This is a genomic window from Halomonas denitrificans (assembly GCA_019800895.1).
Taxonomy (GTDB): Bacteria; Pseudomonadota; Gammaproteobacteria; order Xanthomonadales; family Wenzhouxiangellaceae.
On the sequence record JAHVKF010000001.1, the window covers coordinates 660338 to 684776 of the forward strand.

Consider the following 24439-nt stretch of genomic DNA (forward strand, 5'->3'; position numbering starts at 1 on the left):
CCGGTCCGGGGAAACTGCCTGATTCCGATTCCCCCGAAGCGTTGGATCGATTGTGGCACAGGCGCGTGGCCGCTGTCCAGCCCCGCCCTGCCGCCCGTCGCTCGGCACCTGCGGCCAATCGCCACGAGCGCCTCGGTTCCGGCCTAGCCGATGTCCACGCCCAGTTCGGCCAGGATGTCCGCGCCGCCGGACGCCAGCAAGCGATCGGCCGCCTCCCGGCCCAGGGCGTCGGCATCGCCCGTCGCGCCTTCCAGCTCGACGTCGACCAGCACCCCGCCCGTACCGCCGATCCGTGCCCGGAGATGGACCCGGCCGTCGGCGACGTGGGCCAGGGCCGCCAGCGGCATCCGGCAGTCGGCGCCGAGGCGATCGACCACGGCCCGCTCCGCCGCGACCGCCGTGCGGGTCGTTTCGCAGCTGATCGCCGCGAGCAACTCGTGCAGCTCCCGGTCGTCCGCGCGGCATTCGATGGCGATCACGCCCTGGCCCGGCGCCGGAAGCCAGCCTTCGATCGGCAGTTCCAGCGCCTGGCGCGGCTCCACGCCGAGGCGGCGGACACCGGCCGCGGCGAGAATCGTCGCGTCGATCCGGCCGTCGAACACCGCGTTCATCCGGGTTTCGACATTGCCGCGCAGCGGGACGACCTCGAGGTCCGGGCGAAGCGCCTCGAGCTGGCGGATCCGCCGCAGGCTGGAACTGCCGACCCGGCTGCCGGCCGGCAGCTCCTCGATCGGCGTCCCGTCGCGAGTGATCCAGACATCGGCGGGATCGGCCCGGGGCAGCCAGGCGGCAAGGACCAGGCCGTCGGGCATGCGCGCCGGCACGTCCTTCAACGAGTGCACCGCGAGGTCGGCGCGGCCGTCGACGATGGCCTGTTCGAGTTCCTTCAGGAACAGGCCCTTGCCGCCGATCTCGGCCAGCGAACGATCCAGCACCTCGTCCCCGCGTGTGCTCAAGGGCAGCAGGTCCAGGGCCAGCTCCGGGTGGGCGGCCCGCAGTTCGTCGCGGACGTACTCGGTCTGCCACAGGGCCAGACGGCTCTTGCGCGTGGCGATGGTGCGTGGATTCATGTCGTTTTCCTGCCGGTGGCGTCATCGTCCGTCGCCGTGCTGTGCGATCGCCCGGCCGGCTTCTCGTGCGACGACTCGGCGGATTCTCCGGTCACCAACCGTTTGACGGCGGAATGATTGCGACGCGAGACCTCGGGCTCGAGCGCGATTCCGTCGACCGCGACGCGCTCGACGCCCTCGGCGTCGCGGAACAGCGAGCGAAGGTGGGGCCGGCTGACCAGCGCCGATCGGTGGACGCGAACGAAGCGGTCGGCGTGACGGGCCTCGAGGTCCTTCAGCGTGGCGTCGCACAGCGCCTGGCCGCCGGTGGCGTGCACGACGGTGCACTTGTCTTCGGACACCAGCGCGCGGACCTGGTCGAGCGGGATCCGCAGCAGCCGCTCGCCGACCCGGGCCGCCAGGGCGCCCTCGGCAGGGGCCGGCCCGCGTCGATGCAGGCGCGCCAGCGCCGTGCGCAGCCGTTCCGCCCGGACCGGCTTGACCAGGTAATCCATGGCCGGGATGTCGAAGGCGTCGACCGCATAGTCGTCGTGCGCGGTCACGAACACGACCGCCGGCGCGGGGTCGAGGCGGCGCAGTTCGCGCGCCAGGTCCAACCCGTTCGCGCCCGGCATCTCGATATCGAGCAGGACCAGGTCGGGCGCCAGCGAACGACAGCGCTCGACCACCCTTGATGCGCGCGACTCGCAGCCGACCACCTGCACACCGGGTTCCGCGCCGAGCAGCGAAACCATTCGCTCGACGGCCGGGGGTTCGTCGTCGACCACCATGACCCGGCAGGCCGCCGCGGAATTCACGCCGGCACTCCGAGCCGCTCGGCCAGCCAGCGATCGATGGCGGAGATCTCGTCGGGATGCACGCCGTGCGCCATCACCCAGGCCTGCCACTGCACGTCCACGTCGACCGCGACGAGCCGTTCCGCCGCGTGGCGGCCGAGCGCCATCGGCACGACCGGGTCCATGCTGCCGTGGCCCATGAAGACCGGCGCGGCGCGCCCCGGGGCCGTCGACCACGTGTCGATCTCGTCGGCCTCGAGCAGGTAGCACGACAGGGCGATCACGCCGGCCAGGCGCTCGGAGCGCGCCAGGCCGCAGCGCAGCGCGATCGCGCCGCCCTGGGAGAACCCGGCGAGGACGATCCGCTCGGCCGGGACGCCGCGCTCGATCTCGTCGTCGATCAGGCGATCGACGCGGGCGACCGAATCGGCGATCCCCTCGCGGTCCTGGTCGCGGGCGATGTCCATGCCGGCGATGTCGTACCAGGCGCGCATTTCCATGCCGCCGTTGACCGTGACCGGACGGACCGGCGCATGAGGGAAAACGAAGCGGATCGACCGCGCGGAGCTGCGCTGGAGCTGCGGTACAATCGGCTCGAAATCGTGACCGTCCGCGCCCAGGCCGTGCAGCCAGATCACGCTGGCGTCGGGGTCCGGACCGGTTTCGGTCACGATGCATTCGAGTCGATTCGAATCGAGGTAGTTCATGCCACGGATTCTAACCGCTGCACCGGGTCGCCTGGACCCGGCCCGGCCCGGGTCGACGTCGCCCCGGCGGGTCGCCCGCCCCGTGCCGTCCAGCCTCGCGCTGGCCGGCCTCGCGCTGCTGCTGCTTGCCGGTTGCGGGCTGAAGGGCGACCTGTTTCTTCCGGCCGAACCGCCGACCGCCGCCGACCCGACCGCCTCCGACCCGGACGGCTCCGATGCGGACAACGGGCGTGACGACGACCTGAGCGACGGCGAGGACGACGCACGCAGCCACAGCCAGCCATTGCACCGGCAACCGGAAACGCCTCGATGAAGCGCATTCCCGAGCCCGAACTGATGGACAGCGTGGACCAGGTCGAGGCCTACGCCGCGGCCGATTTCGACGAGGGCAACCAGGCCTTCGCCGACCGCGTCTGCCGGGCGCTGGACGATGCCTCTCCCGGGCGCCTGGTCGACCTCGGCTGCGGCCCCGGCGACATCTGCCTGCGGATCGCCGCCGGACTGCCGGACTGGCACATCGTCGGCATGGACGCGGGCCGGAACATGCTCGACGCCGCTCGACGCGCCGTGCGCGGCGTACCGTTCGCGGAGCGGATCGAGTTCCAGCTCGCCCGCCTGCCGGACCGCAACCTGCCCGAGGCCGATTTCCAGGCGGTGGTCTCCAACAGCCTGCTCCACCACCTGCCCGAACCCTCGGCGCTGTGGATCACCGTGCGCCAGGTCGGAGCGCCCGGTGCCTATGTCCAGGTCATGGACCTCGATCGACCGGACAGTGAGGACGAAGCGCGCGCGCTGGTCGATCGCTACGCCGCCGACGAGCCCGAGCTGTTGCGCGAGGACTTCTTCAACAGCCTGTGCGCGGCCTGGACCGTCGACGAGGTCCGCCGCCAGCTCGACGACTCCGGCCTGGCCCTGGACGTCGAGCGGGTCTCCGACCGGCACTGGATGGTGCACGGCCGCCTGCCGGAATGAAACCGACCGAACCGGTGACCCGGCGATGACCGACGCGAAGCCCGGGCCGTCCTTGCTGGCCTTCGTCAAGCTCGAGGGGCTGGGCAACGATTTCCTGCTGGTCGACTCGCGTCCGGGCGGGCCCGCGCTTTCACCCGACCTGATCCGCCGCCTGGCCGACCGCCGCCTCGGCGTCGGCTTCGACCAGCTGCTCCGGATCCAGCCGCCGCGTTCCGGGCACGCCTTCGACGTGGTCATCCACAACGCCGACGGCAGCCCCGCCGAGCAATGCGGCAACGGCATGCGCGCGCTGGCCGCCTGGCTCGACGCGCGCGGCGAACTGCCGCAAGGCGGCCTGGACATCGGCACGCCCGCCGGTCGCGTCCGCCTCGCCCGGGCCGATGCCGCGGACGGCGCCTCCGCGTGGTCGGCCGAACTGCCGGGGCTGGAGCTCGGCCCCGGCGATGCGACGCGGCGCGACGTCCGCCTAGGCAACCCGCATCGCGTGCTCACGATCGACCGGCCGCCGGACCCGGAACGCCTGGAGGACGCGCGACGCGCGCAGCCCGACGCCGCCGAGCTGAATCTCGGCATCGCCTACGTCCGTGATCCGCACCGGATCGAACTGCGAGTTCACGAGCGCGGCGCCGGCCCGACGCCGGCCTGCGGCAGCGGTGCCTGCGCGGCGGCGGCGGCGCTGATCGACGCCGGTGCGGTCGAGTCGCCGGTCCGGGTCGAGCAGCCGGGCGGAATCGTTGTGGTAGATTGGATTCCCGGAGAGTCCCGGGTCCGACTCACCGGCCCGGCTCGCGTTGTCTTCGAAGGAACGATCGCATGGCCGACCGCCGCAACGAACCCCGACCCGACCCCCTGAGTGGCGACATGAACGGCAACACGAATGGCGACATGAATCGCGACCCGGATTCCGGAGCGGATCGCGAAGTGAATCGTGAAGTGAATCGTGAAGCGAATGGTGAAGCCGCCGACGGCCAACCCCTTGCCGATGACCTCGCGCCCGAGCGCGTGGCCGCGTGGCTGCTCGACCACCCCGACGTTCTCACCGACGTTCTCACCGATTTTCTCACCGATCGGCCCGAACTGGCCGAACGGCTGCAGGTGCCGGTCGGCGACGAGGCTGTCTCCCTGACCGAGTTCCGCAGCCGGCGACTGGTCGACGAGAACGAGCGCCTGCGCCGCCAGCTGGCCGAACTCGGTGCGATCGCCGGCGAGAACGAGCAGCTGATGCGTCGCCTGCACACGCTGACCCTGGCGCTGACCGCCACCGAGAACCCGGCCGAGCTGTTCGACGAACTGGCCCGCCGGCTGCGCGCCGACTTCCGCGCCGACACCCTGCGGATCAAGCTCCGCGTCGCCTCCGACGTGGCGGCCGAGGGAGTGCTGGTCGAGGCCTGGGACGGCGAGGTTCCGGACTGGCTCCAGCCGGTCGTCGACGAGCGCCGGCCCGAGTGCGGCCGCCTGACCCGGCAGAAACGCGAATGGCTGTTCGGCGACGAGGCCGACGAGATCGGATCGGCGGCCCTGGTCCCGATCGGCGACGCGGGCCTGCTGGCCATCGGCGCGCACGCCGACGAGCGCTTCCAGCCAGGCATGGGCACGCTGTTCCTCGAACTGCTCGGCGAAACGCTGGCGCGCCGCCTGGCCGCCCTGGCCGCCGATCGTGGGCAACGCCGCAGCGCCTGACCACGGCGCCGCGCCGAGCGAGCTGGCCGCGGCGATCGACCGGTTCCTGGCTGACGCCGAACGCGCCGGCCGCCTCAGCCCCCGCACCCTCGATGCCTACCGGCGCGACCTGCGCCGCCTGCTGGACTGGGCCCGGCGTCGCGACCTGGACCGGATCGACGACCTCGACCTGCCTGCGCTGCGCGGCTTTGCGGCGGCGGAGATGCGCGCCGGCCTGGACCCGCGCACGATCCAGCGCCGGCTTTCGGCGATCCGCAAGTGGTTCGACTGGCTACAGCGCGACGGTCGCGTGACCGGCAATCCGGCGGCCGACCTCAAGGCGCCGCGGACGCGTCGCAAGCTGCCGGTCACGCTCGACCCGGACCAGGTCCTGAAACTGCTCGAACTGCCCGGCGACGGCGCGCTGGACGTGCGCGACCGGGCGCTGATGGAGCTCTGCTATTCCTCCGGCCTGCGGGTCAGCGAGCTGGCCGACGCCCGCTGGTCGCGGCTCGACGAGCGCGAAGGCCTGCTGCGGGTGATCGGCAAGGGCGACAAGGAGCGGATCGTGCCGGTCGGGCGACACGCGCTCGCCGCGCTGGCCGCATGGCGTCCTCATCACCACGACGCCACCCACGGCAACGAGGACGTGATCTTCACCACGCTGAAGGGCAAGCCGCTGAGCGTGCGGGCGATCCAGCAGCGGATGGCCGTGCGCGCGCGCGAGCAGGGCCTGGGCCAGCACGTCCATCCGCACCAGCTCCGCCACTCCTTCGCCTCGCACATCCTCGAGTCGTCGGGCGACCTGCGGGCCGTGCAGGAACTGCTCGGCCACGCCAACCTGTCGACGACCCAGATCTACACCCACCTCGACTTCCAGCACCTCGCCGAAGTCTACGACCGCACCCACCCCCGCGCCCGCGGTCGCGGCTGACGGTCAAGCCACTCAAGGCTTAGATGCAATGGAAACCGCAGATGAACGCGGATGAACGCAGATAAGAGCGGGGACCGGAACACTGCAAATTGCAGGATCGAGAGGCTGCCCTGAATTGCGGTTCCTGAGACCTGAGAACCGAGAACTGAACCGTGTGCGGTCAGAGCACAAGGCAGCACCTCGCTTTGCCGCCGTCTTCGATCTCTGGCCTCGCCCCGCTTCCGAACGCTTTTCATCGGCGTCCATCTGCGTTCATCTGCGGTAGTTATGGAAGTCTGAAATTCGCTCGAGCGGTCAATCTTCGGCGTCGTCGTCGGCCTGGAGGGTCTGCAGCGTGGCCATGAGTTCGGACACGATCGTCCGGGCGCGGGCTTCGAAGGTTTCCGGGACCTGGATGCGAATGGCGCTGTAGCCGTCGGCAGCACCGAACAGGGAGGCATGGCCGGCCGAGCCGAGGTGGACCGGAATGCCCTCGGCGTCCAGCTTCATGCGCACGACCTGCGCCAGGGCGGCATCGTTGAGTTTCTCGATCGTGACCAGGGCCATCGGCGACTCTCCTTCCCGTCCGGGACGGGGGCGGTGTTCTGTTTCCAGCTTACCCGCATCGCCGCGCGTGCCGCGTCGTGCCGGCTGGGCTACCATCGGTCCGAACCTATCCTCGGAGCCCCACGGTGACGAACCCCTCCATTCTTCTCGGCAAGGGTGCCGGGCAGGTCCGCCTCGAAGGCCGCTACGCGAATCGCCACGGCCTGGTCGCCGGGGCCACCGGCACCGGCAAGACGGTCACGCTGATGGTCATGGCCGAGGGCTTCTCGCGAATGGGCGTGCCGGTCTTCATGGCCGATGCGAAGGGCGACATCGCGGGCCTGGCCGCCGCCGGGACACCGCACCCGAAGATCGACGAGCGCCTCGAGTTCATCGGCATCGAGGACTACGTCCAGGAACCGAACCCGGTCGTGCTGTGGGATCTCTATGCCGAGCAGGGGCATCCGGTGCGGACCACGATCACCGAGATCGGCCCGGTGCTGCTGGCCCGGATGCTGGAGCTGAACGACACGCAGGAAGGCGTGCTCAACGTGGTGTTCCGGGTCGCCGACGAGAGCGGCCTGATGCTGCTCGACCTGAAGGACCTGCGCGCCCTGCTGAACCACGTCGCCGAGAACCGCAGGGAGATCAGCGCCGAGTTCGGCCTGGTCAACACCTCCAGCATCGGCGCGATCCAGCGCTCGTTGCTGCGGCTCGAGGCCGACGGCGCCGAACGCTTCTTCGGCGAGCCGGCGCTGGTGCTCGAGGACCTGATGCGCCAGGACCTGTCCGGCCGGGGCGTGATCAACGTGCTGGCCGCCGACCAGTTGATCCTCAAGCCGAAGCTCTATTCCAGCTTCCTGCTGTGGTTGCTGTCGGAGCTGTTCGAGCAGTTGCCCGAGGTCGGCGACGCCGGCCGGCCGCGCATGGTGTTCTTCTTCGACGAGGCCCACCTGCTGTTCGACGACTGCCCCCCGGCGCTGCAGCAGCGTGTCGAGCAGGTCGTGCGCCTGATCCGCTCCAAGGGCGTCGGCGTGTATTTCTGCAGCCAGAACCCCGACGACGTGCCCGACGAAATCCTCGGTCAGCTCGGCAACCGGGTCCAGCACGCCCTGCGCGCGTTCACGCCCCGCGATCAGAAGGCGATTCGCGCCGCCGCCGAGACCTTCGTCCAGAACCCGGACATCGATGTCGAGGAGGCGATCACCCAGCTCGGCGTCGGCGAAGCCCTGGTGTCGACCCTGGCCGGCAAGGGCGTGCCGCAGCCGGTCGACCGCGCGCTGATCTCCCCGCCACGCTGCCGCATGGGGGTGCTCGCCCCGGAGGAGCGTGCCGCGGTCCGTGCGCGCAGCCCGATCGGGCCGAAATACGACCATGCGATCGACCGAGAGTCGGCCTTCGAACGCCTCGCCGCCCAGGCCGAGGCCGCCGCCGAAGCGGCACAGAAGGCCCGAGAGGAGGAGCAGGCCTCGCGCGAACGCGAGGCCGCAGAGAAGGCGGCCGAAAAGGCCGCGCGCGAGGCGGACCGGACCTCTCGCCGCTCGTCCGGGCGGCGCTCGAACCGCCAGAGCAGCGGCGAGGCGTTCTGGAAGTCGACGCTGCGCTCGATCGGCTCCACGCTCGGCCGGGAACTGTCGCGCGGGCTGCTCGGCGCGCTGAAACGCCGCTGAGCCGCGCCGCCGTCCGGCACGAAGGACCGCTTCTGCGGGCAGCCCGGCCCGGCGAACCCGACGATTCCGCTTGAGCCGCGTCCGGCGCGGCCCCATGTCGTCGGTTCACGCAACGCAGGTCAGCCGAATGGTCGCTTCTCACGGCAGCACGAACTCCCCCGGGTCCCTCGACTTCCACGGGACCACCATCGTCTCGGTCCGCCGCGGCAACCAGGTCGTCATCGGTGGCGACGGACAGGTCACGCTCGGCAACACGATCATGAAGTCCAACGCGCGCAAGGTGCGCCGGCTGTACAAGAACCGGGTCCTGGCCGGGTTCGCCGGCGCCACGGCCGATGCCTTCACCCTGTTCGAGCGCTTCGAGGCCAAGCTGGAGCAGCACTCGGGCCACCTCACGCGGGCGGCCGTCGAACTGGCCAAGGACTGGCGCACGGACCGCCTGCTGCGGCGACTGGAAGCCCTGCTGGCCGTGGCCGACCAGGAAGCCTCGCTGATCATCTCCGGCAACGGCGACGTGATCGAGCCCGAGCAGGGCCTGATCGCGATCGGCTCCGGGGGTCCCTTCGCGCAGGCGGCCGCGACCGCCCTGCTCCGCCACTCCGAGGCCGACGCGGAGACCATCTGCCGCGAGGCGTTGGGCGTGGCCGCGGAGATCTGCATCTACACCAACGGCAATCACCTGATCGAGACGCTCGAGATCGAAAACCACGGCGACAAGGCCGGCGACGAGGAACGCTCCTGATGTCCTACATGACCCCGCGCGAAATCGTCCAGGAACTGGACCGCTACATCATCGGCCAGGCGGCCGCGAAACGCGCCGTGGCGATCGCCCTGCGCAACCGCTGGCGCCGGATGCAGGTCGACGAGAAGCTGCGGCCGGAGATCACGCCGAAGAACATTCTGATGATCGGCCCGACCGGTGTGGGCAAGACGGAAATCGCCCGCCGCCTCGCTGCCCTGGCCCGTGCGCCGTTCGTCAAGGTCGAGGCAACCAAGTTCACCGAGGTCGGCTACGTCGGCAAGGACGTCGAGTCGATCATCCGCGACCTGGTCGAAGTGGCCGTCAAGATGGCTCGCGACGACGCGATGCGCTCGGTGCGATCGCGCGCCGAGGACGCGGCCTGCGAGCGCGTGGTCGACCTCCTGCTGCCGAAGCGCGCCACCAGCGGCTTCGCCAACGCACCGACAGCGCCGGTCGACGGGGACCACAGCGACGAGACCCGGCGCAAGCTGATGAAGAAGCTGCTGGCCGGCGAGCTGAACGACCGCGAAGTCGAGATCGAGGTGCAGATGAACATCGGCGTCGACATCATGACGCCGCCGGGCATGGAGGAGATGACCCAGCAGCTGCAGCAGATGTTCTCCAACCTGTCCGGCGACAAGCGCCAGAAGCGCCGGATGAAGGTGCGCGACGCGCTGCCGCTGCTGATCGAACAGGAGGCCGCCGCGCTGATCAACGACGAGGAGGTCAAGCAGACCGGCCTGGCCAACGCGCAGCAGAACGGCATCGTGTTCCTCGACGAGATCGACAAGGTGTGCCGGCGCGCCGAGGGCGGCGCCTCCGGCGAGGTGTCGCGCGAAGGCGTCCAGCGCGACCTTCTGCCGCTGGTCGAGGGTTGCACGGTCAATACCAAGTACGGGCCGATCGATACGGACCACGTCCTGTTCATCGCCTCCGGCGCCTTCCACCTGGCCAAGCCTTCGGATCTCGTTCCCGAACTCCAGGGCCGGTTGCCGATCCGCGTCGAGCTGCGGGCGCTGACCGCGCCGGACTTCGAGCGCATCCTGACCGAGCCCGATGCATCGCTGACCGAGCAGTACCGGGCGCTGATGAAGACCGAGGGCGTGGACCTGGACTTCGCCGACGACGCGATCCGACGGATCGCCGAGATCAGCTTCTCGGTCAACGAGGGCACCGAGAACATCGGCGCCCGTCGCCTGCACACGGTCATGGAGCGCCTCCTCGACGAGGTGTCCTACGCCGCACCGGATCGTTCGGGCGAAGCGCTGACCATCGATGCCGCCTATGTCGACGAGCACCTCGGCGACCTGGCCGAAGACCAGGACCTGAGCCGCTACATCCTCTAGGCCCGAGGCGGCAGCCGGCCTCGTTCCGGGCCCGCCTCGCCCGGGCGCGGGTTGCGCGTGCAGCCGACCGAACGGAGCCCGGCTGCAAGGCGATCGGCCGGAATCCGGTCCGATTCCGTGACCCTCGGCACCTTCGCGCGTCACGATGCGTGCCGTAGAATGCGCAGCCAGGGGATGGGGAAGGCGAGGCGACGGTCCGGGAAACGCTCCGGCCGGCGTTCGTTCGACGCACTCCCTGTCCGCGGGCCGCGCTTCCACGTCTGCCCTTCGACGGGTTTCCCCTCGTTGGCCGACGGCTGCAATCGCCGCCTTGCTCCGGAACTCGCCTGGGACGTCCGAATGGCCACATCGATCATCGACCCCGACCGTCCTGCCGTGCGCATCGACGCCGTGACCGTCGTGCGCGGCGGGCGCACGGTGCTCGAGGACTTCACGCTGGACATTCCGGCCGGCCGGGTGACCGCCATCATGGGCCCGAGCGGCTCGGGCAAGACCACCGTGCTGCGCCTGATCACCGGCCAGCTGACCCCCGCGTCCGGCTCCGTCCGGATCGGCGGGACGGACGTTCACGCGCTCGGCCGCAGCGCCCTGAACGATCTGCGCAAGCACATGGGCGTGCTGCTGCAGAACGGCGCCCTGCTGACCGACCTGACCAGCTTCGACAACGTCGCGCTGCCCCTGCGCGAGCACACGGACCTGCCCGAATCGCTGATCCGGCGGGTGGTGCTGCTGAAACTGCAGGCGGTCGGCCTGCGCGGCGCCGCCGACCTGTACCCGGGCCAGCTGTCCGGCGGCATGAACCGGCGCATCGCCATGGCCCGCGCGCTCGCGCTGGACCCGGACCTGATGCTCTACGACGAGCCCTTCGCCGGCCTCGATCCGATCTCGCTGGCCGCCGGTGGGCGGCTGATCCGGCAGATCAATCGCGTGCTCGGCATCACCAGCGTGGTCATCACCCACGACGTCGAGGTGGTCGAGCATTTCGCCGACCACGCCTGCATCATCTCCGGCGGCCGGGTCGTCGCCCAGGGCGAACCGCGCTCGCTGCACGACAGCGACGACCCGCTGGTCCGCCAGTTCCTCGAGGGGCAGCCCGACGGCCCGGTGCCGTTCCACTACCCCGCCGCCGATCTCGCCGAGGACGTGCTGGCCGAGGAGACCCTGCGATGAACGAACCCGCCGCCGCGCGCCGCCGCGCGCCGCTGGACGCCGTGCGATCGGTGGGCCGCGCCCTGGTGTTCCTCGGCCAGGCCGTTGTCCGGATGCGCTTCAGCCGCCTGCAGGTCGGCGAGTCCCTCCGCCAGACCTACTTCATCGGCGTGCGATCGCTGGTGATCATCATCACCTGCGGCTTCTTCGTCGGCCTGGTGCTCACGCTGCAGACCTACGACACGCTCACCCGCTTCGGCGCCGGCGACGCGGTCGGCACGGTCCTGGCCCTGTCCCTGTTCCGCGAGCTGGGTCCGGTGCTGACGGCGATCCTGTTCGCCGGGCGCGCCGGCACTTCGGTGACCGCGGAGATCGGCCTGATGAAAGCGACGGAACAGCTCGATGCGCTCGAGCTCATGGCGATCGACCCGATGGAGCGGATCGTCCAGCCGCGCCTGCTGGCCGGCCTGATCGCCGTGCCCGTGCTGACCCTGATCTTCAACTTCATGGCCCTGGCCGGCGGCGTTCTGTACGGCGTGTTCCTGATGGGCATCGACCCGAACGTGTTCTGGGGCAGCATGCAGAACAGCGTCGAACTGGGCCGCGACTTCGGCGCCGGCGTGGCCAAGTCCGCCGCCTTCGGCGCCCTCGCCGCCTGGCTGGCGGTCTACTTCGGCTGGACCTGCAAGCCGACCGGCGAAGGCGTGGCCCTGGCCACCACCCAGACCGTCATCGCCACCGCCATCTCCGTCCTGCTCCTCGACTTCGTCCTCTCGGCCTTGATGCTGTAGCGGCACGGGTTCGACGAACAGAAGACCCGAGACTGGATGAATCAGGACCGCAGATGAACGCAGATGGACGCAGATAAGGGCAGAGAGGAAATGCAGATCAACAACGAACACGTGTTGGACTCGAGCTCGCCAGTGCCGACTGCGCGGAATGCCGCGATGGGCGTCGCCGGAGGTGCTCATGAAGTTCATCTGCGTTCATCTGCGTCCATCTGCGGTTTCAGTTGCTTTTCGCGTGTGGTCGACAAAATCACAGGAACCAATTCACGATGAAATCCTCCAATCAGATCGAGTTCGCCGCCGGGGTGTTCCTGCTGCTCGGCATCGCGGCGCTGGTGTTCCTGGCCGTCCAGGCCACCGACGGCGGGGCGCTGGGCAGCGACGACCGCTACCGGGTGACGGCCATGTTCACCAACATCGGCGGCCTGAAGTCCCGTGCGACCGTGAGCATGGGCGGGGTGCGGATCGGCACGGTCGAGTCGATCGAGCTGGACCGGGAGACCCTGGAGGCGCGGGTGGTGCTGGCGATCGATTCGACCTACGACGACCTGCCGAACGACACCTCGGCGTCGATCCTGACCAGCGGCCTGCTCGGCGACCAGTACGTCGGGCTGGAGCCGGGCGGCTCGCCGGACCCGCTGGTCGACGGCGACCGGGTCCTGATCACCAATTCGGCACTGGTGCTCGAGCAACTGATTTCCAAGTACCTGCTGAGTTCCGACGGCAACGACAACGACTCCGGAAACGACTGACATGCTCCGACCCCTGCTGGCCGCCTTCGCCCTGATGCTCGGCACCGATCCGCTTCCGGCCCAGTCCGCCAACGAGGACGACGGGCCGGTCGAGATCGTGCGCACGACCAGCAACCAGATCTTCGACCGGATCGAGATCAGCCGGGAACACTTCGAAGACAACCCGGACGCCCTGCGCACCGTGGTGCGCGAACTGCTGCTGCCGCACATCGACGTCGTCTACTCCGGCCGCCTGGTGCTCGGCCGGGCCAGTCGCGGCGTCGAACGCGACAAGGTCGTTTCCTTTGCCGAGGCGCTGAGCGAGCTGCTGATCGATCGCTATGCGACCGGCCTGCTGGAGTTCCGCACGCGCGACCAGATCGAGGTGCTGCCGCTGGAAGGCGAGAACGACGAGCGCGTCACAAAGGTCCGGACACGGGTGACGATGAACAACGGCAAGACCGCACCGGTCGACTACGTGTTCCGGCGCTCCGATGCCGGCTGGCAGATCTTCGACGTCATCGTCGAAGGCATTTCCTATGTGGCGACCTTCCGCAACCAGATCGGCGAACAGATCCGGCGCCAGGGCTTCGACTCGACGCTGGCGCAGCTGCAGTCGGGTAATCTGCAGCTGGACGTCGACGGCGGATGAGCGAGATGGGCGAGAGACCCGGTAACGGAAGGGACGCATCCCGCCATCGGATCGAGGGCGACCTGACCAGCGACGAAGTGCCCGCCGTGTGGGCCCGGCACCGGAGCTGGAGGGAATCGGGCCTCCCGGACGTGATCGATCTTTCCGGCGTCGGTCACGCCGACTCCGCCGGCGTCGCGCTCCTGCTGGAATGGCTGGCCTGGGCGCGCCGCCAGGAGCGATCGCTGCGCTTCGCCAACGCGCCGGAGAGTCTGCGCACCATCGCATCGCTCAGCCAGGTCGACGGCCTGCTGGGCTGGAAGGAGACCGAGGAATGAAGCACCCGCACCGCAATCCCGGATGGACCCGCAGGCTGGCCGTGCTGCTTGCCGCAGCGCTGTTGAGCGCCTGCGCGACGATCCAGGCCCCGCCGCCGGAAGAGCGCATCGCCGCCGACCCCTGGGAACCGTTCAACCGCAACATGTACGCGTTCAATCGCGGGGTCGACCGGGCCGTCCTCCAGCCACTGGCGCGGGGCTACAACACGATCACGCCCGAGCCGGTCGAACGGGGCATCGCCAACGCACTCGACAACCTCCGCTCGGTGCCGGTCATGCTGAACCTGTTGCTGCAGGGGCGTCCCGCCCATGCCGGGCGCATGTTCGAACGCTTCTTCGTCAATTCCGTGTTCGGTCTCGGCGGCATCCTGGACGTGGCCAGCGACGCCGGCATTCCGGACTTCGACGAGGATTTCGGCCAGACCCTGGCCGTCTGGGGCTGGGAGGATTCGCGCTTCCTGGTGCTGCCCTTCCTGGGACCGTCGACGCTGCGCGACGCCCTGTCGCGCCCGGTCGACGCGACCGCGGACGTGCCGTGGCGGGAAGTCATCGACGGCCGCCTGTACATCCTGGGCGTCGACATCGTCCAGCAGCGGGCCGACCTGCTCGACCGCGAAGAGGACCTGGAGGCCGCGTTCGACGAATATCTGCTGGTCCGCGATGCGTGGCTGCAGCAGCGGGCCTACAAGATCAGCGGCGAATCGACCACGCCGGATTACGACGTGCTGCTGGAAGAAGATCCCTGGGACGACGACCTGCCGCCGACCGCCGACCCCGACGGCGACTGAACGGCCCGGGCTGGCTGAGAAGGACACATCATTCGAGCGCTCAAGGCTTTACCGCAGATGAACGCGGATGAACGCAGATAGAGCAGCTTGAGCTGAAGCGAAAGCGAGTCTTGAATGGTGACCGCCCGGGGCCGGACGTTTGCCGGTCGATCAGTCAGGGCGTCCTATTCCCCTTCTCTCGATCGAAACTCGACCGTCGCTGCCCAAACGGCCAATTGCTGCTACAGCGCGTTTCGTACCGCGCAAGTCTGCGCCCCCACCCGATGTAAGCGAATGCTTTCCGGGAGGGCCTCGAACCGACCGTTCGACTCACGCTGGCCGATCCAGACCCGAATCGCGTTTTTCCCGTTTTTTTATCCCGCGCTCATCCGCGTCCATCTGCGGTAAGAAAGCCTTTCCGCCAGCGGGTTTCAGCCGGCCGCGCGAACCGTGGGATGTCGACTCGAGGTTCAACCCGCTCTTCCCGGACTTTTCATCCGCGTTCATCCGCGTTCATCTGCGGTAGACAAACGCCTTTCCGCCGGTAGTTTTCAGCCGGCGGCGCGGTCGGCGCGCTTGCGCTCGTGCTCCTTGAGGAGGCGCTTGCGGATGCGGATGTGTTCCGGCGTGACTTCCATCAGCTCGTCGTCGGCCAGGAACTCCAGCGCCTGCTCCAGGCTCATCCGCACCGGCGGCGTCAGCAACAGCGCATCGTCCTTGCCGGCCGCGCGCACGTTGCTGAGCTTCTTGGTCTTCAGGGGGTTGACCACCAGGTCGTTGTCGCGGCTGTGCAGGCCGATGACCTGGCCCTCGTAGACCTCCTCGCCGGGACCGACGAACAGCTTGCCGCGGTCCTGGAGGTTGAACAGGGCGTAGGCATTGGTCGTGCCCTGCTCGATGGCGATCAGCGTGCCGTTGATGCGCTGGGCGATCCGGTCGGTTGCCGGGCCCCAGTGGTCGAACACGCGGAAGAACAGGCCCGTGCCCGAGGTCATGGTCCGGTACGCACTCTGGAAGCCGATCAGGCCGCGCGCCGGCGCGATGTAGTCCAGGCGCACGCGGCCCTTGCCGTCCGGCGTCATGTTCTCCATCTTCGCCTTGCGCTCGCCCATGGCCTGCATCACGGCGCCCTGGTACTGCTCGTCCAGGTCGAGCACCACCTGCTCCCAGGGCTCCTGCACCTGTCCGTCGATTTCGCGCTTGCGCACGCGCGGGCGGGAGACGGCCAGCTCGTAGCCTTCGCGGCGCATGGTCTCGATCAGGACGGACAGGTGCAGCTCGCCGCGGCCGGCCACGTCGAACTGGTCCGGGTCGCTTGTGTCGCTGACCTGCAGCGCCACGTTGTGGCTGGCTTCCTGGTACAGGCGCGCTCGGATCTGGCGGCTGGTCAGGAACTTGCCTTCCTGGCCGGCGAAGGGCGAATCGTTGACCTGGAAGGTCATGTGGATCGTCGGCTCGTCGACGGTCAGCGGCGGCAGCGCTTCGACCTTCGACGGGTCGCACAGCGTGTCCGAGATGCCGATGTCTTCGATGCCCGACACGGCCACGATGTCGCCGGCCGACGCCGATTCGACCTCTTCGCGCTTCAGGCCCGAGTAGCCCAGCACCTGCATGACCTTGCCCGAACGCGTCTTGCCCTCGCGGTCGACGACCTTGACCGACTGGCCCGTCCTGACCGAGCCGCGCTTGATGCGCCCCACGCCGATCAGGCCGACGTAGGAGGAGTAATCCAGGCTGGAGACCTGCATCTGGAACGGCCCGTCCGTGTCGACGTCCGGCGCCGGGACGTGCTCGATCAGCGCTTCGAAGAGCGGCGTCATGTCGCCCTCGGTCGCGGTCGCGTCTTCGCTGGCGTAGCCGTTCAGCGCCGATGCATAGATCACCGGGAAGTCGAGCTGCTCGTCGGTCGCGCCCAGCTTGTCGAACAGCTCGAAGGTCTGGTCCACGACCCAGTCCGGGCGCGCACCCGGCCGGTCGATCTTGTTGACCACGACCAGCGGCCGGAAGCCCATGGCGAAGGCCTTCTGGGTCACGAAGCGCGTCTGCGGCATCGGCCCGTCCACCGCGTCGACGAGCAGCAGCACCGAGTCCACCATGCTGAGAACACGTTCGACCTCGCCGCCGAAGTCGGCGTGGCCGGGCGTGTCGACGATGTTGATTCGCGTGCCGTTCCAGGTCACGGCGGTGTTCTTCGACAGGATCGTGATCCCGCGCTCGCGCTCCTGGTCGTTCGAGTCCATGACCCGCTCGCCGACCTTCTCGTGGGCGGCGAACTCGCCGGACTGGCGCAGGAGCTGATCCACGAGCGTGGTCTTGCCGTGGTCGACGTGCGCGATGATGGCGACGTTGCGGAGGTTCATGATTCGGGACTCTCGACCGGGCAACCGGTCCGTGATGAAGGCAGCCCGCCATTATACGGGAACGCGCTGTTTTTTCGCTTTTTTCGATGTGCTCGGCAGACTCGTGGTCAGAGCCGCCCTCTGGGTCCATCGGCCCCACCAAAGCCTGTCATCCCGGCGAATTGTCATGACCATCGGCCGGGACCCAGTGTCTTTTCCGTGCCCGTCTTCCCGGGCAGACTGTCGTGATCGTTGCCGAGATCCGGTGGCGTCCCCCAGCCCCTGTCATCCCGGACTTGATCCGGGATCCAGTATCTTCAGGATTATGGTGCTGTCTTCAAAAAGCGTTTCGCCGCTGGCTCCGCCAGCTAATGCGAGTGACTCTTGTCGCAACAAAAGTCACCAAAAATGCTCATGCCGGGAAGCCACCCGCTGCGCGGGTCCCCTGCGATGCTCGGTGCGAGCGGGGCAAAAAGAACTCGCTGCGCGCCTTTGGCGCTGCGCTCAGACACCTTTTTGCCTCTTTCCGCTCGCCCCTGTGCTTCTCGGCGCCTTCCAGGCAGACGAACAACACGTCACGGTCCCGATTTACAGTTCACCTTGAAACTAGCCAGTGAGACCCGGCCATGGATCTACAACACCTCTCCACCCTGTCCGACGACGAGCTCCGCGCAATGGCCAAGGAAATGAAACGCTCCGAGCTCTGGCACGCCCTGCTGATCGGAGCGATGGTCGGGATCATCCTCTACAGCGTCGCGAAGAACACCTGGGGCCTGGTGACGCTGATCCCCCTGTTCTTGATCTTCAGGGTCCTGCACCAACCCGAGCGGAACCGGACGCTGAAGAAGGTCCTGGCAGAACGAGAACTCGATCGATAGGAAATCAGCGGAGGCGAATTAAGATCGCCTTTCGCAGCGACGATCTCAACCGATCGATTCCATCCGGGCCGTGCGGTTCCGCCAGCGCTCGCTGGCCAGGGCGTCGACCAGCACGGAAGCGACGTCACCGCGGGCGGCCTCTCCGTCCGGCTCGACCTCGTCGCCGAAGCGGACCTCGCGCTCCCCGTCGTCGTCGGTCAGGGCCACGGGCCGCACGATCGCGTAGCTCAGCCCGGACGCCTTCAGGTATTCGTCGGCGTCGTGCTTCGCCTTCAGATAGTGACCCAGCTCGGACTCGGGGTCGGGACTCTCCGCGCCGGCGCTGCTGAGCATGACGAAGCGCTGAACGCCGGCCGCCTTCGCCCGGTCCACGAGCGCCATGGCGCCGTCGCGATCGACCCTGTCGGTCATGTCCGCGTCCGTGTCCGCGCCCGATCCCGCCGCGAAGATGACCGCGTCGCAACCGTCGCAGACATCGTCCCGGAGATCCGTGAGATCGCCCGTGCGGGTCTCGACGCCTTCCGGTAGCACGCTGGTATCGGAACTGCTGCGGACCAGCGCCACGGCCACGTGCGCCCGCACCTGCAGGTGCTCGACGACGCGCGCGCCGGTGCTTCCCGTTGCTCCTGCGACAAGAACTTTCATCGGTTCTCCTCCTGCTGTGTGGATGGCGCTCGCTCGCGCTCATCGGCGCGCGGACGAACGACCCGGAGGGTGCCAGCCCGGTGAGACGATCGGGTGATCGGCCCCGCCGGCGCCGATCGCGATGCGACGCCGCGAACGCGTGCGTTGGGATTCCTATCGGGCCACCCTTGCGCTCCTGGACAGGTCGCAGCAGGTCGACCTTCACGCGCGGTTCCCCTCAGTCAGGGGTCAGGGGTCAGGGGTCAGGGGTCAGGGGTCAGGGGTCAGGGGTCAGGGGTCAGGGGTCAGGGGTCAGGGATGAGCACCCGCCCGACGCGATTGCTGCTGCTCTGGTGGATCAGCAGGTCGCCGTCCTCGGTCACCCAGGTGTGGCGGATGATGCCGACGCCGGACGGAACGGCCCAGCTCTGGAAGGTCTCGGTCCCGGGGTCGAAGCGCACCAGCGCATCGGGGCGCATGCCCGACTCGTTGTACCAGACGATGTCGTCGATGACCGCCATCGAATAGGGATGCGACGTCGGGCCGCTGGGCGAATCCCACTCGCGGATCTCACCGCTTTCGGGATCGAGCCGGCCGATCCGGCCGCGCGTGGAATTGACGTACCAGATCCGGCCGTCGCTGCTCAGGTCCAGCCGCCGGATCCGCGAGTCCTCGTGCGGCACCTCGTAGTACCGGACGTCCATGCTGTCCGGGTCCATCGCGCCCAGCGCGTTGGTGCCGTTGTAGGCGATCCAGAGCGTGCCGTCGGGACCGACCTTGATCCCGTACGGTCGCGCCCGGGTCTGGATCTCGTCGAGCGTGCCGCTCTCCGGGTCGAGCCGGCCCAGCATGGCCGAGCGCTGCGACGTGAAGTACAGCTTGCCGTTCGGATGGAACACGGCCGTGTGCGGGTCGTCGGCGCGGGTTTCGTACTCCGTGACGAGCCCCGTATCCGGGTCGAGCTTGCCGATCGTGCCGTTGCTGTTGCCCGTGTACCAGATGTTGCCGTCTTCGTCCGGCACGATCGAATGGGGGCGCGCCGTCGGGGGCAGGTGGTATTCCTGCATCTCGCCGGTCTCCGGATCGATCCGGCCGGCGATCGAGGCCCACATCCCGGTCCACCAGATACTTCCGTCCGGCGCTTCGATCGGATCGCGCGAGCGCTGGCCGAGGGTCGGCACCATCCACTCCTGGATCTCGATCTCGAAATCTCCGTCGACCAGCGTGGGGTCACGGTCGGGATTCTTCGGAAAATGCTCGGCCAGGTAGGCGGCCACGGTGCGGGCCTGGGGATCGGCCAGCTCGACCATGGAATCCATCAGCGCATGCCACTCCTCGGCGCTGTCGAATCCGGCGGACCGGGTGATCGTTGCAAGGCTGTGGCACGAGGCGCATTCCGCCTCGACGATGGCCCGCGCGGGTCCGTCGGGCAGGGACTGGGCACCGGCCAGGGTCGATAGGCCGCTCAGCGCGGCGATGAAGACGGTTCGATGGATCATCGAGAAGATCCTCCGCAGATGCTGTTCGGGGCGTCGAGCGATCCATCCTGACGGGTCCGGCGCTCGATCGCAAGGCCCGGGAGCGGGGACCGGGGATCGCTACCGTCCGGCGGCAGGCCGGAGCGAAATGAACGGGCAGACCGGGGAACGCTCTAGGGCAATGCGTCGACCCACCCCCACGGCGCCTCCGGCGTCTCGATCGTCTCTGTCAGATCGAAATCCACCCGAAATACCCGCTCGGTTCCCAGGCGCCGCAGGTGGTAGCTGAACCGCTCACCCGGCATCACTTCGATCCGCCAGACGTTGGCGTGCGCCGGCTCGATGATCTCGCGCGTGTGCGGGTCGGCCGGGAACACCTGCTGGGTGGCCAGGCCGAGGTTCGTGGTCGTGCCGCCGTACATCGTGATCGCGTCTTCGCTGCCGTCCTCGTGGCGGTGGTCGTGCTTCAGCTCCAGGCGCGGCTGGCCGTCGACCTCGACGCGGGTCAGGACCCAGGTGCGGGAGCGGTCCTCGCCGACGAAGAACGGGATGCGGATGCGCTCGTCGTTGCATTCGCGCACATGCATGACCAGATCCCGGCCGGCGAACGAAGACTCCCCTGCGGGTTCGGTGATGAGCTCGCCGGCGTAGGCGTTGCCGCAGAGCGCCTGGAGGTCGGCCCAGAAGGCGTCGAGGGACGTGGCCAGCGACGGGACGGACGCGGTCAGCAGGAGGGCGACAGGAAGGTGACGGTTCACGGCAGGTCCCTTGGCTCGGTGGGAACGTCATCCTCGCACAGCGACGCGCCCGTGGTGGTGGCCTGTTGGAGGGCGCTTGCGCGCGAACCGGATACGCAGGCCGCTTCAGCCCTTCGCCCGCAAGCGGCCTTCAACGGGAAATGCATGGATCGAAGCCCTCCGGGCCTGTCGGAGGGCGCTTGCGCGCGAACGACGCCGCCGCCGAATCGGCCTCTCCTGTGGGAGTGAGCTTGCGAGCGAAGCAGATCCAGGGAAAGAGTTCGCTCGCAAGCTCACTCCCACAGGCCGGGCCGGGGTCGTCCATCGCTCGCAGGCTCTCTTCCACAGGACAGGCCGCCGCAAGCTCACTCTCACAAGACCGGTCGGGCCTGACAGGCCTCCCGCCGCCTCAGTATCCGGCGGCCTGGCCGTCCTTGCGGACTTCGGTGGCGCCGCGATAGGTGCCGTAGTCCGGGTCGACCATGATCGCCTGGTAGCCGCCGTAGGGGCCGCGGGCGAACTGGACGCGGTGCCCCTTGGCCATCAGTGCGCGGATCGTGTCGTAGGAGAAGCCGGACTCGAGGTTCAGCACGCCGCCGTCGGTCATCTGCAGGTTCCGGCCCACGGGCTCGGTCGAGCCGTTGTGGTGGATGCGCGGCGCGTCGCCGGCTTCCTGCAGGCCCATGCCGAAGTCGACCAGGTTCATGACGATCTGGGCGTGGCCCTGGGGCTGCATGCCGCCGCCCATCAGCCCGAAGCTGACGTACGGCTCGCCGTCCCTGGTGATGAAGGCGGGGATGATCGTGTGGAACGGGCGCTTGCCCGGCTCGTAGCGGTTCGGGTGGTCCTCGTTCAGCACGAACATCTCGCCGCGATCCTGCAGGATGAAACCGAGCCCCGGCGGCGTCATGCCCGAGCCCATGCCGCGGTAGTTGGACTGGATCAGGGACACCATGTTGCCGTGCCGGTCGGCGGTGGTCAGGTAGATCGTGTCGCCGTCGCGCAGCGCGAGGGTGCCGGGTTCCACGGCGCGGGCCGCGCGGTCCATGTCGATGCGTTCCCGCCGCTCGGCGGCATAGGCCTTGCTGATCAGACGCTCGACATCGACATCGGCGAAGTCGGGATCGGCGTAGTAGCGGGCGCGATCCTCGAAGGCCAGCTTCTTGGCTTCCGTGAACAGGTGCACGTGCTCCGGCGAGCCGAAGCCGTAGGAGGCCATGTCGTAGCCCTCGAGGATGTTCAGGATCTGCAGCGCGGCGATCCCCTGCCCGTTCGGCGGCAGCTCCCAGACATCGAAGCCGCGGTAGTTCGTGCTGACCGGCTCGACCCATTCGCCCTCGTGCGCGGCCAGGTCTTCGTAGCTCAGGAAGCCGTCGTGCTCGTCCATGAACTCGCCGATCGTACGGGCGATGTCGCCCTTGTAGAACGCGTCGCGGCCGCCTTCGGCGATCTGCTTCAGGGTGTTGCCCAGGTTCGGATTGCGCCAGATCTCGCCTTCCCTCGGCGCCCGGCCGTCGATCGTGAACTGATCGGCAAAACCCGGGTACTGCGACAGGAAGTCGGCAGAGCGGTCCCAGTAGTAGGCGATCAGCTCGCTGACCGGAAAGCCCTCGTTGGCGTAGTCGATCGCCGGCTGCAGGATCTCGGCCATCGGCATCTCGCCGAACCGCTCGTGCAGCGCGAACCAGCCGTCCACGGTCCCCGGCACCGACACCGGCAGCGGTCCGTGCGACGGGATCTCCTCGTACCCGTTCTCGATGAACCATTCCAGGGTCAGCGACTGCGGCGAGCGGCCCGAACCGTTGTAGCCGTAGAGCCGCTCGGACTCCGCGTCCCAGACGATCGCGAACAGGTCGCCGCCGATGCCGTTGCCGGTGGGCTCCATGAGTCCGATGGCCGCGTTCGCGGCGATCGCCGCGTCGATCGCGTTGCCGCCGTCCTTGAGCACCTGCAGGCCCACCTGCGTGGCCAGCGGCTGCGAGGTCGCGACCATGCCGTTGGCCGCGATCACGTCGGGCCGAGAGGCATGCGTCGCCCCGGTCACCCGGTCATAGCCGGCCACGGGCGACGTCCAACCGGCCAGCGAGGCCAGAACGGCAACACAGAGAACTCGAATCAACATGGGCGAAACTCCGATCGAATTGTGGTTGGGGCATGGGCGGAGCATACCAGCGGGATGTCCGGCATTTCTTCAGCGACCCTTTAGAGGATGGACGCAAAGGCGCGAAGGGGCAAAGGACGCGAAGAAGACCGGTCCTGTTGTGAGAGGGGCCCGTATCAGAGCGCCTCAGGGCCATCTGCGAGGTCGAGTCAGGACGGCCTGTTTTCATCGGTTCATCGGCTTGCCCCGGCTTGCGCAGTTCGCCTGTGCGTGAGGGGTTTTTCCCGGAAATCGGATTTCTCTTTGCGTTTCTTCGCTCCTTCGCGCCTTTGCGTCCATCCTCTAGAGGAGCCGGGCAAACTACTCGATCGAAGCCGCGGATCCCGGAGCACATGCCGGGGCGCTAAAATAGCGGGCTGCTTTCCAAATTTTCGGAGAATTCCATGAAACGTCCCGTTCGCGTAGCCATTACCGGTGCGGCCGGTCAGATCGGTTACCAGCTCTGCTTCCGCATCGCCGCCGGCGACATGCTCGGCCCGGACCAGCCGGTCATCCTCCAGCTGATCGAGATCCCGCCGGCGATCGACGCGCTGAAGGGCGTGGCCATGGAGCTCGAAGACGCCGCACTGCCGCTGCTGGCGGGCATCGAGACGACGACGGACGTCAACGAAGGCTTCAAGGACACGGACTACGCGCTGCTGGTCGGCGCCAAGCCGCGCGGGCCGGGCATGGAACGGGCCGACCTGCTGGCCGAGAACGGCAAGATCTTCGGGCCGCAGGGCAAGGCGCTGAACGATCACGCCTCGCGCGACGTCAAGGTGCTGGTGGTCGGCAACCCGGCCAACACCAACGCCCTGATCGCCCAGGCCAATGCGCCGGACCTGCCGCCGCAGAACTTCACCGCGATGACCCGCCTGGACCACAATCGCGCCCTGGCCCAGCTGGCCGGCAAGACCGGCACGCACCACACCCGGATCCGCAACATGACGATCTGGGGCAACCACAGTTCGACCCAGTACCCGGACCTGCACCACGTGCTGGTCGACGGCAAGGCCGCGATGGACCAGGTCGACCAGGCCTGGTACGAGAACGACTTCATTCCCACCGTGCAGCAGCGCGGCGCCGCGATCATCAAGGCGCGCGGCGCGTCCAGCGCCGCCTCGGCGGCGTCGTCGGCAATCGACCACATCCGCGACTGGGCGCTGGGCACCGGTGACTCCTGGGTCTCGATGGCCGTGCCGTCGGACGGCAGCTACGGAATCGAGCCGGGGGTGATCTATTCCTTCCCGTGCACCTGCGAGGCGGGCCGCTGGTCCATCGTCAAGGATCTCGAGATCAACGACTTCTCGCGCGCCCGGATGGACGCCTCCGACGCCGAGCTTCGCGACGAGCGCAAGGCGGTCGAGCACCTGCTCTGACCCCTCGAGGAAGACCGTCGCAAGCATCGGGCGGCCCCCGCCCGGTGCGCTTCGGCTTC

Annotated in this window: 25 protein-coding genes; 16 read left to right on the plus strand and 9 right to left on the minus strand. The window is 68.5% G+C overall.

All coding sequences use genetic code 11. The features are described 5' to 3' along the window. Positions 1-143 precede the first annotated feature (143 nt). Genes hemC through KUV67_02965 form a run of 3 tightly spaced genes read right to left on the minus strand, consistent with a single transcriptional unit; the run spans position 144 to position 2553 of the window. Positions 144-1070 (minus strand): hydroxymethylbilane synthase, encoded by a 927-nt coding sequence (gene hemC / locus KUV67_02955; GenBank protein MBY6203829.1) that lies wholly within the window; start codon positions 1068-1070, stop codon positions 144-146. Beyond that, the gene (locus tag KUV67_02960; protein MBY6203830.1) at positions 1067-1867 is read right to left on the minus strand and encodes a LytTR family DNA-binding domain-containing protein; all 801 of its coding nucleotides are present in this window, start codon (positions 1865-1867) and stop codon (positions 1067-1069) included. The genes hemC and KUV67_02960 overlap by 4 nt, the downstream gene beginning before the upstream one ends. After that, positions 1864-2553 carry an alpha/beta fold hydrolase gene (locus KUV67_02965; GenBank protein ID MBY6203831.1) on the minus strand — a complete coding sequence of 230 codons (690 nt, stop codon included), beginning with the start codon at positions 2551-2553 and terminating at the stop codon, positions 1864-1866. The genes KUV67_02960 and KUV67_02965 overlap by 4 nt, the downstream gene beginning before the upstream one ends. Between KUV67_02965 and KUV67_02970 the strand changes: the two genes are divergently transcribed. From KUV67_02970 to KUV67_02990, 5 genes are read left to right on the plus strand one after another with little or no spacing between them, the layout of a single operon-like run. Beyond that, positions 2552-2866, plus strand: coding sequence for a hypothetical protein (locus KUV67_02970; protein MBY6203832.1), 315 nt, complete (start codon positions 2552-2554; stop codon positions 2864-2866). The genes KUV67_02965 and KUV67_02970 overlap by 2 nt on opposite strands. Continuing rightward, positions 2863-3525, plus strand: a complete 663-nt coding sequence (locus KUV67_02975) for a class I SAM-dependent methyltransferase (GenBank protein ID MBY6203833.1) — start codon at positions 2863-2865, stop codon at positions 3523-3525. Before KUV67_02970 ends, KUV67_02975 begins: the two co-directional genes overlap by 4 nt. A gap of 25 nt (positions 3526-3550) precedes the next feature. Beyond that, positions 3551-4378 (plus strand): diaminopimelate epimerase, encoded by an 828-nt coding sequence (dapF, locus tag KUV67_02980; GenBank protein MBY6203834.1) that lies wholly within the window; start codon positions 3551-3553, stop codon positions 4376-4378. Then, positions 4339-5205: a DUF484 family protein gene (locus KUV67_02985; GenBank protein MBY6203835.1), complete on the plus strand. Its 867-nt coding sequence runs from the start codon at positions 4339-4341 to the stop codon at positions 5203-5205. Before dapF ends, KUV67_02985 begins: the two co-directional genes overlap by 40 nt. 22 nt (positions 5206-5227) lie before the next feature. Then, positions 5228-6118, plus strand: a complete 891-nt coding sequence (locus KUV67_02990; protein MBY6203836.1) for a tyrosine recombinase XerC — start codon at positions 5228-5230, stop codon at positions 6116-6118. Between the two features lie 294 nt (positions 6119-6412). Here KUV67_02990 and KUV67_02995 read toward each other — a convergent pair whose 3' ends face one another. After that, positions 6413-6664, minus strand: coding sequence for a DUF2007 domain-containing protein (locus KUV67_02995; GenBank protein MBY6203837.1), 252 nt, complete (start codon positions 6662-6664; stop codon positions 6413-6415). Positions 6665-6804: 140 nt separating this feature from the next. Between KUV67_02995 and KUV67_03000 the strand changes: the two genes are divergently transcribed. The 9 genes from KUV67_03000 to KUV67_03040 all read left to right on the plus strand — a co-directional run bounded on the left by KUV67_03000 (position 6805) and on the right by KUV67_03040 (position 14826). Continuing rightward, positions 6805-8313: a DUF853 domain-containing protein gene (locus KUV67_03000; GenBank protein MBY6203838.1), complete on the plus strand. Its 1509-nt coding sequence runs from the start codon at positions 6805-6807 to the stop codon at positions 8311-8313. A gap of 127 nt (positions 8314-8440) precedes the next feature. Beyond that, a complete protein-coding gene (gene hslV, locus KUV67_03005) occupies positions 8441-9055 on the plus strand; it encodes an ATP-dependent protease subunit HslV (protein MBY6203839.1) in 615 nt (204 codons plus the stop codon). Beyond that, on the plus strand, positions 9052-10401 hold the full coding sequence (gene hslU / locus KUV67_03010; GenBank protein MBY6203840.1) for an ATP-dependent protease ATPase subunit HslU: 1350 nt from the start codon (positions 9052-9054) through the stop codon (positions 10399-10401). Before hslV ends, hslU begins: the two co-directional genes overlap by 4 nt. A gap of 339 nt (positions 10402-10740) precedes the next feature. Next, positions 10741-11571, plus strand: coding sequence for an ATP-binding cassette domain-containing protein (locus tag KUV67_03015; GenBank protein ID MBY6203841.1), 831 nt, complete (start codon positions 10741-10743; stop codon positions 11569-11571). Then, positions 11568-12341, plus strand: coding sequence for an MlaE family lipid ABC transporter permease subunit (locus KUV67_03020; protein ID MBY6203842.1), 774 nt, complete (start codon positions 11568-11570; stop codon positions 12339-12341). The genes KUV67_03015 and KUV67_03020 overlap by 4 nt, the downstream gene beginning before the upstream one ends. Positions 12342-12607: 266 nt before the next feature. Then, positions 12608-13090: an outer membrane lipid asymmetry maintenance protein MlaD gene (mlaD, locus tag KUV67_03025; protein MBY6203843.1), complete on the plus strand. Its 483-nt coding sequence runs from the start codon at positions 12608-12610 to the stop codon at positions 13088-13090. Position 13091: 1 nt separating this feature from the next. Then, complete coding sequence (locus KUV67_03030; protein ID MBY6203844.1) at positions 13092-13721, plus strand: ABC transporter substrate-binding protein; 630 nt, start codon at positions 13092-13094, stop codon at positions 13719-13721. Between the two features lie 5 nt (positions 13722-13726). Next, positions 13727-14038, plus strand: a complete 312-nt coding sequence (locus KUV67_03035; GenBank protein ID MBY6203845.1) for an STAS domain-containing protein — start codon at positions 13727-13729, stop codon at positions 14036-14038. Then, complete coding sequence (locus KUV67_03040) at positions 14035-14826, plus strand: VacJ family lipoprotein (GenBank protein ID MBY6203846.1); 792 nt, start codon at positions 14035-14037, stop codon at positions 14824-14826. Before KUV67_03035 ends, KUV67_03040 begins: the two co-directional genes overlap by 4 nt. A 530-nt stretch (positions 14827-15356) precedes the next feature. Here the strand turns inward: KUV67_03040 and typA are convergent. Further along, positions 15357-17165, minus strand: a complete 1809-nt coding sequence (gene typA, locus KUV67_03045) for a translational GTPase TypA (protein ID MBY6203847.1) — start codon at positions 17163-17165, stop codon at positions 15357-15359. Positions 17166-17770: 605 nt separating this feature from the next. Between typA and KUV67_03050 the strand changes: the two genes are divergently transcribed. After that, positions 17771-18022 (plus strand): hypothetical protein, encoded by a 252-nt coding sequence (locus tag KUV67_03050; protein ID MBY6203848.1) that lies wholly within the window; start codon positions 17771-17773, stop codon positions 18020-18022. A 45-nt stretch (positions 18023-18067) separates the two neighbouring features. Here KUV67_03050 and KUV67_03055 read toward each other — a convergent pair whose 3' ends face one another. From KUV67_03055 to ggt, 4 genes are all read right to left on the minus strand, one after another. Next, positions 18068-18667: an SDR family oxidoreductase gene (locus KUV67_03055; protein MBY6203849.1), complete on the minus strand. Its 600-nt coding sequence runs from the start codon at positions 18665-18667 to the stop codon at positions 18068-18070. A gap of 284 nt (positions 18668-18951) precedes the next feature. Continuing rightward, positions 18952-20145 carry a hypothetical protein gene (locus tag KUV67_03060; protein MBY6203850.1) on the minus strand — a complete coding sequence of 398 codons (1194 nt, stop codon included), beginning with the start codon at positions 20143-20145 and terminating at the stop codon, positions 18952-18954. 152 nt (positions 20146-20297) lie between these two features. Further along, the gene (locus tag KUV67_03065; protein MBY6203851.1) at positions 20298-20882 is read right to left on the minus strand and encodes a hypothetical protein; all 585 of its coding nucleotides are present in this window, start codon (positions 20880-20882) and stop codon (positions 20298-20300) included. A 388-nt stretch (positions 20883-21270) separates the two neighbouring features. Continuing rightward, a complete protein-coding gene (ggt, locus tag KUV67_03070) occupies positions 21271-22983 on the minus strand; it encodes a gamma-glutamyltransferase (protein ID MBY6203852.1) in 1713 nt (570 codons plus the stop codon). Between the two features lie 422 nt (positions 22984-23405). Between ggt and KUV67_03075 the strand changes: the two genes are divergently transcribed. Beyond that, a complete protein-coding gene (locus tag KUV67_03075) occupies positions 23406-24380 on the plus strand; it encodes a malate dehydrogenase (protein MBY6203853.1) in 975 nt (324 codons plus the stop codon). Positions 24381-24439: the final 59 nt, after the last annotated feature.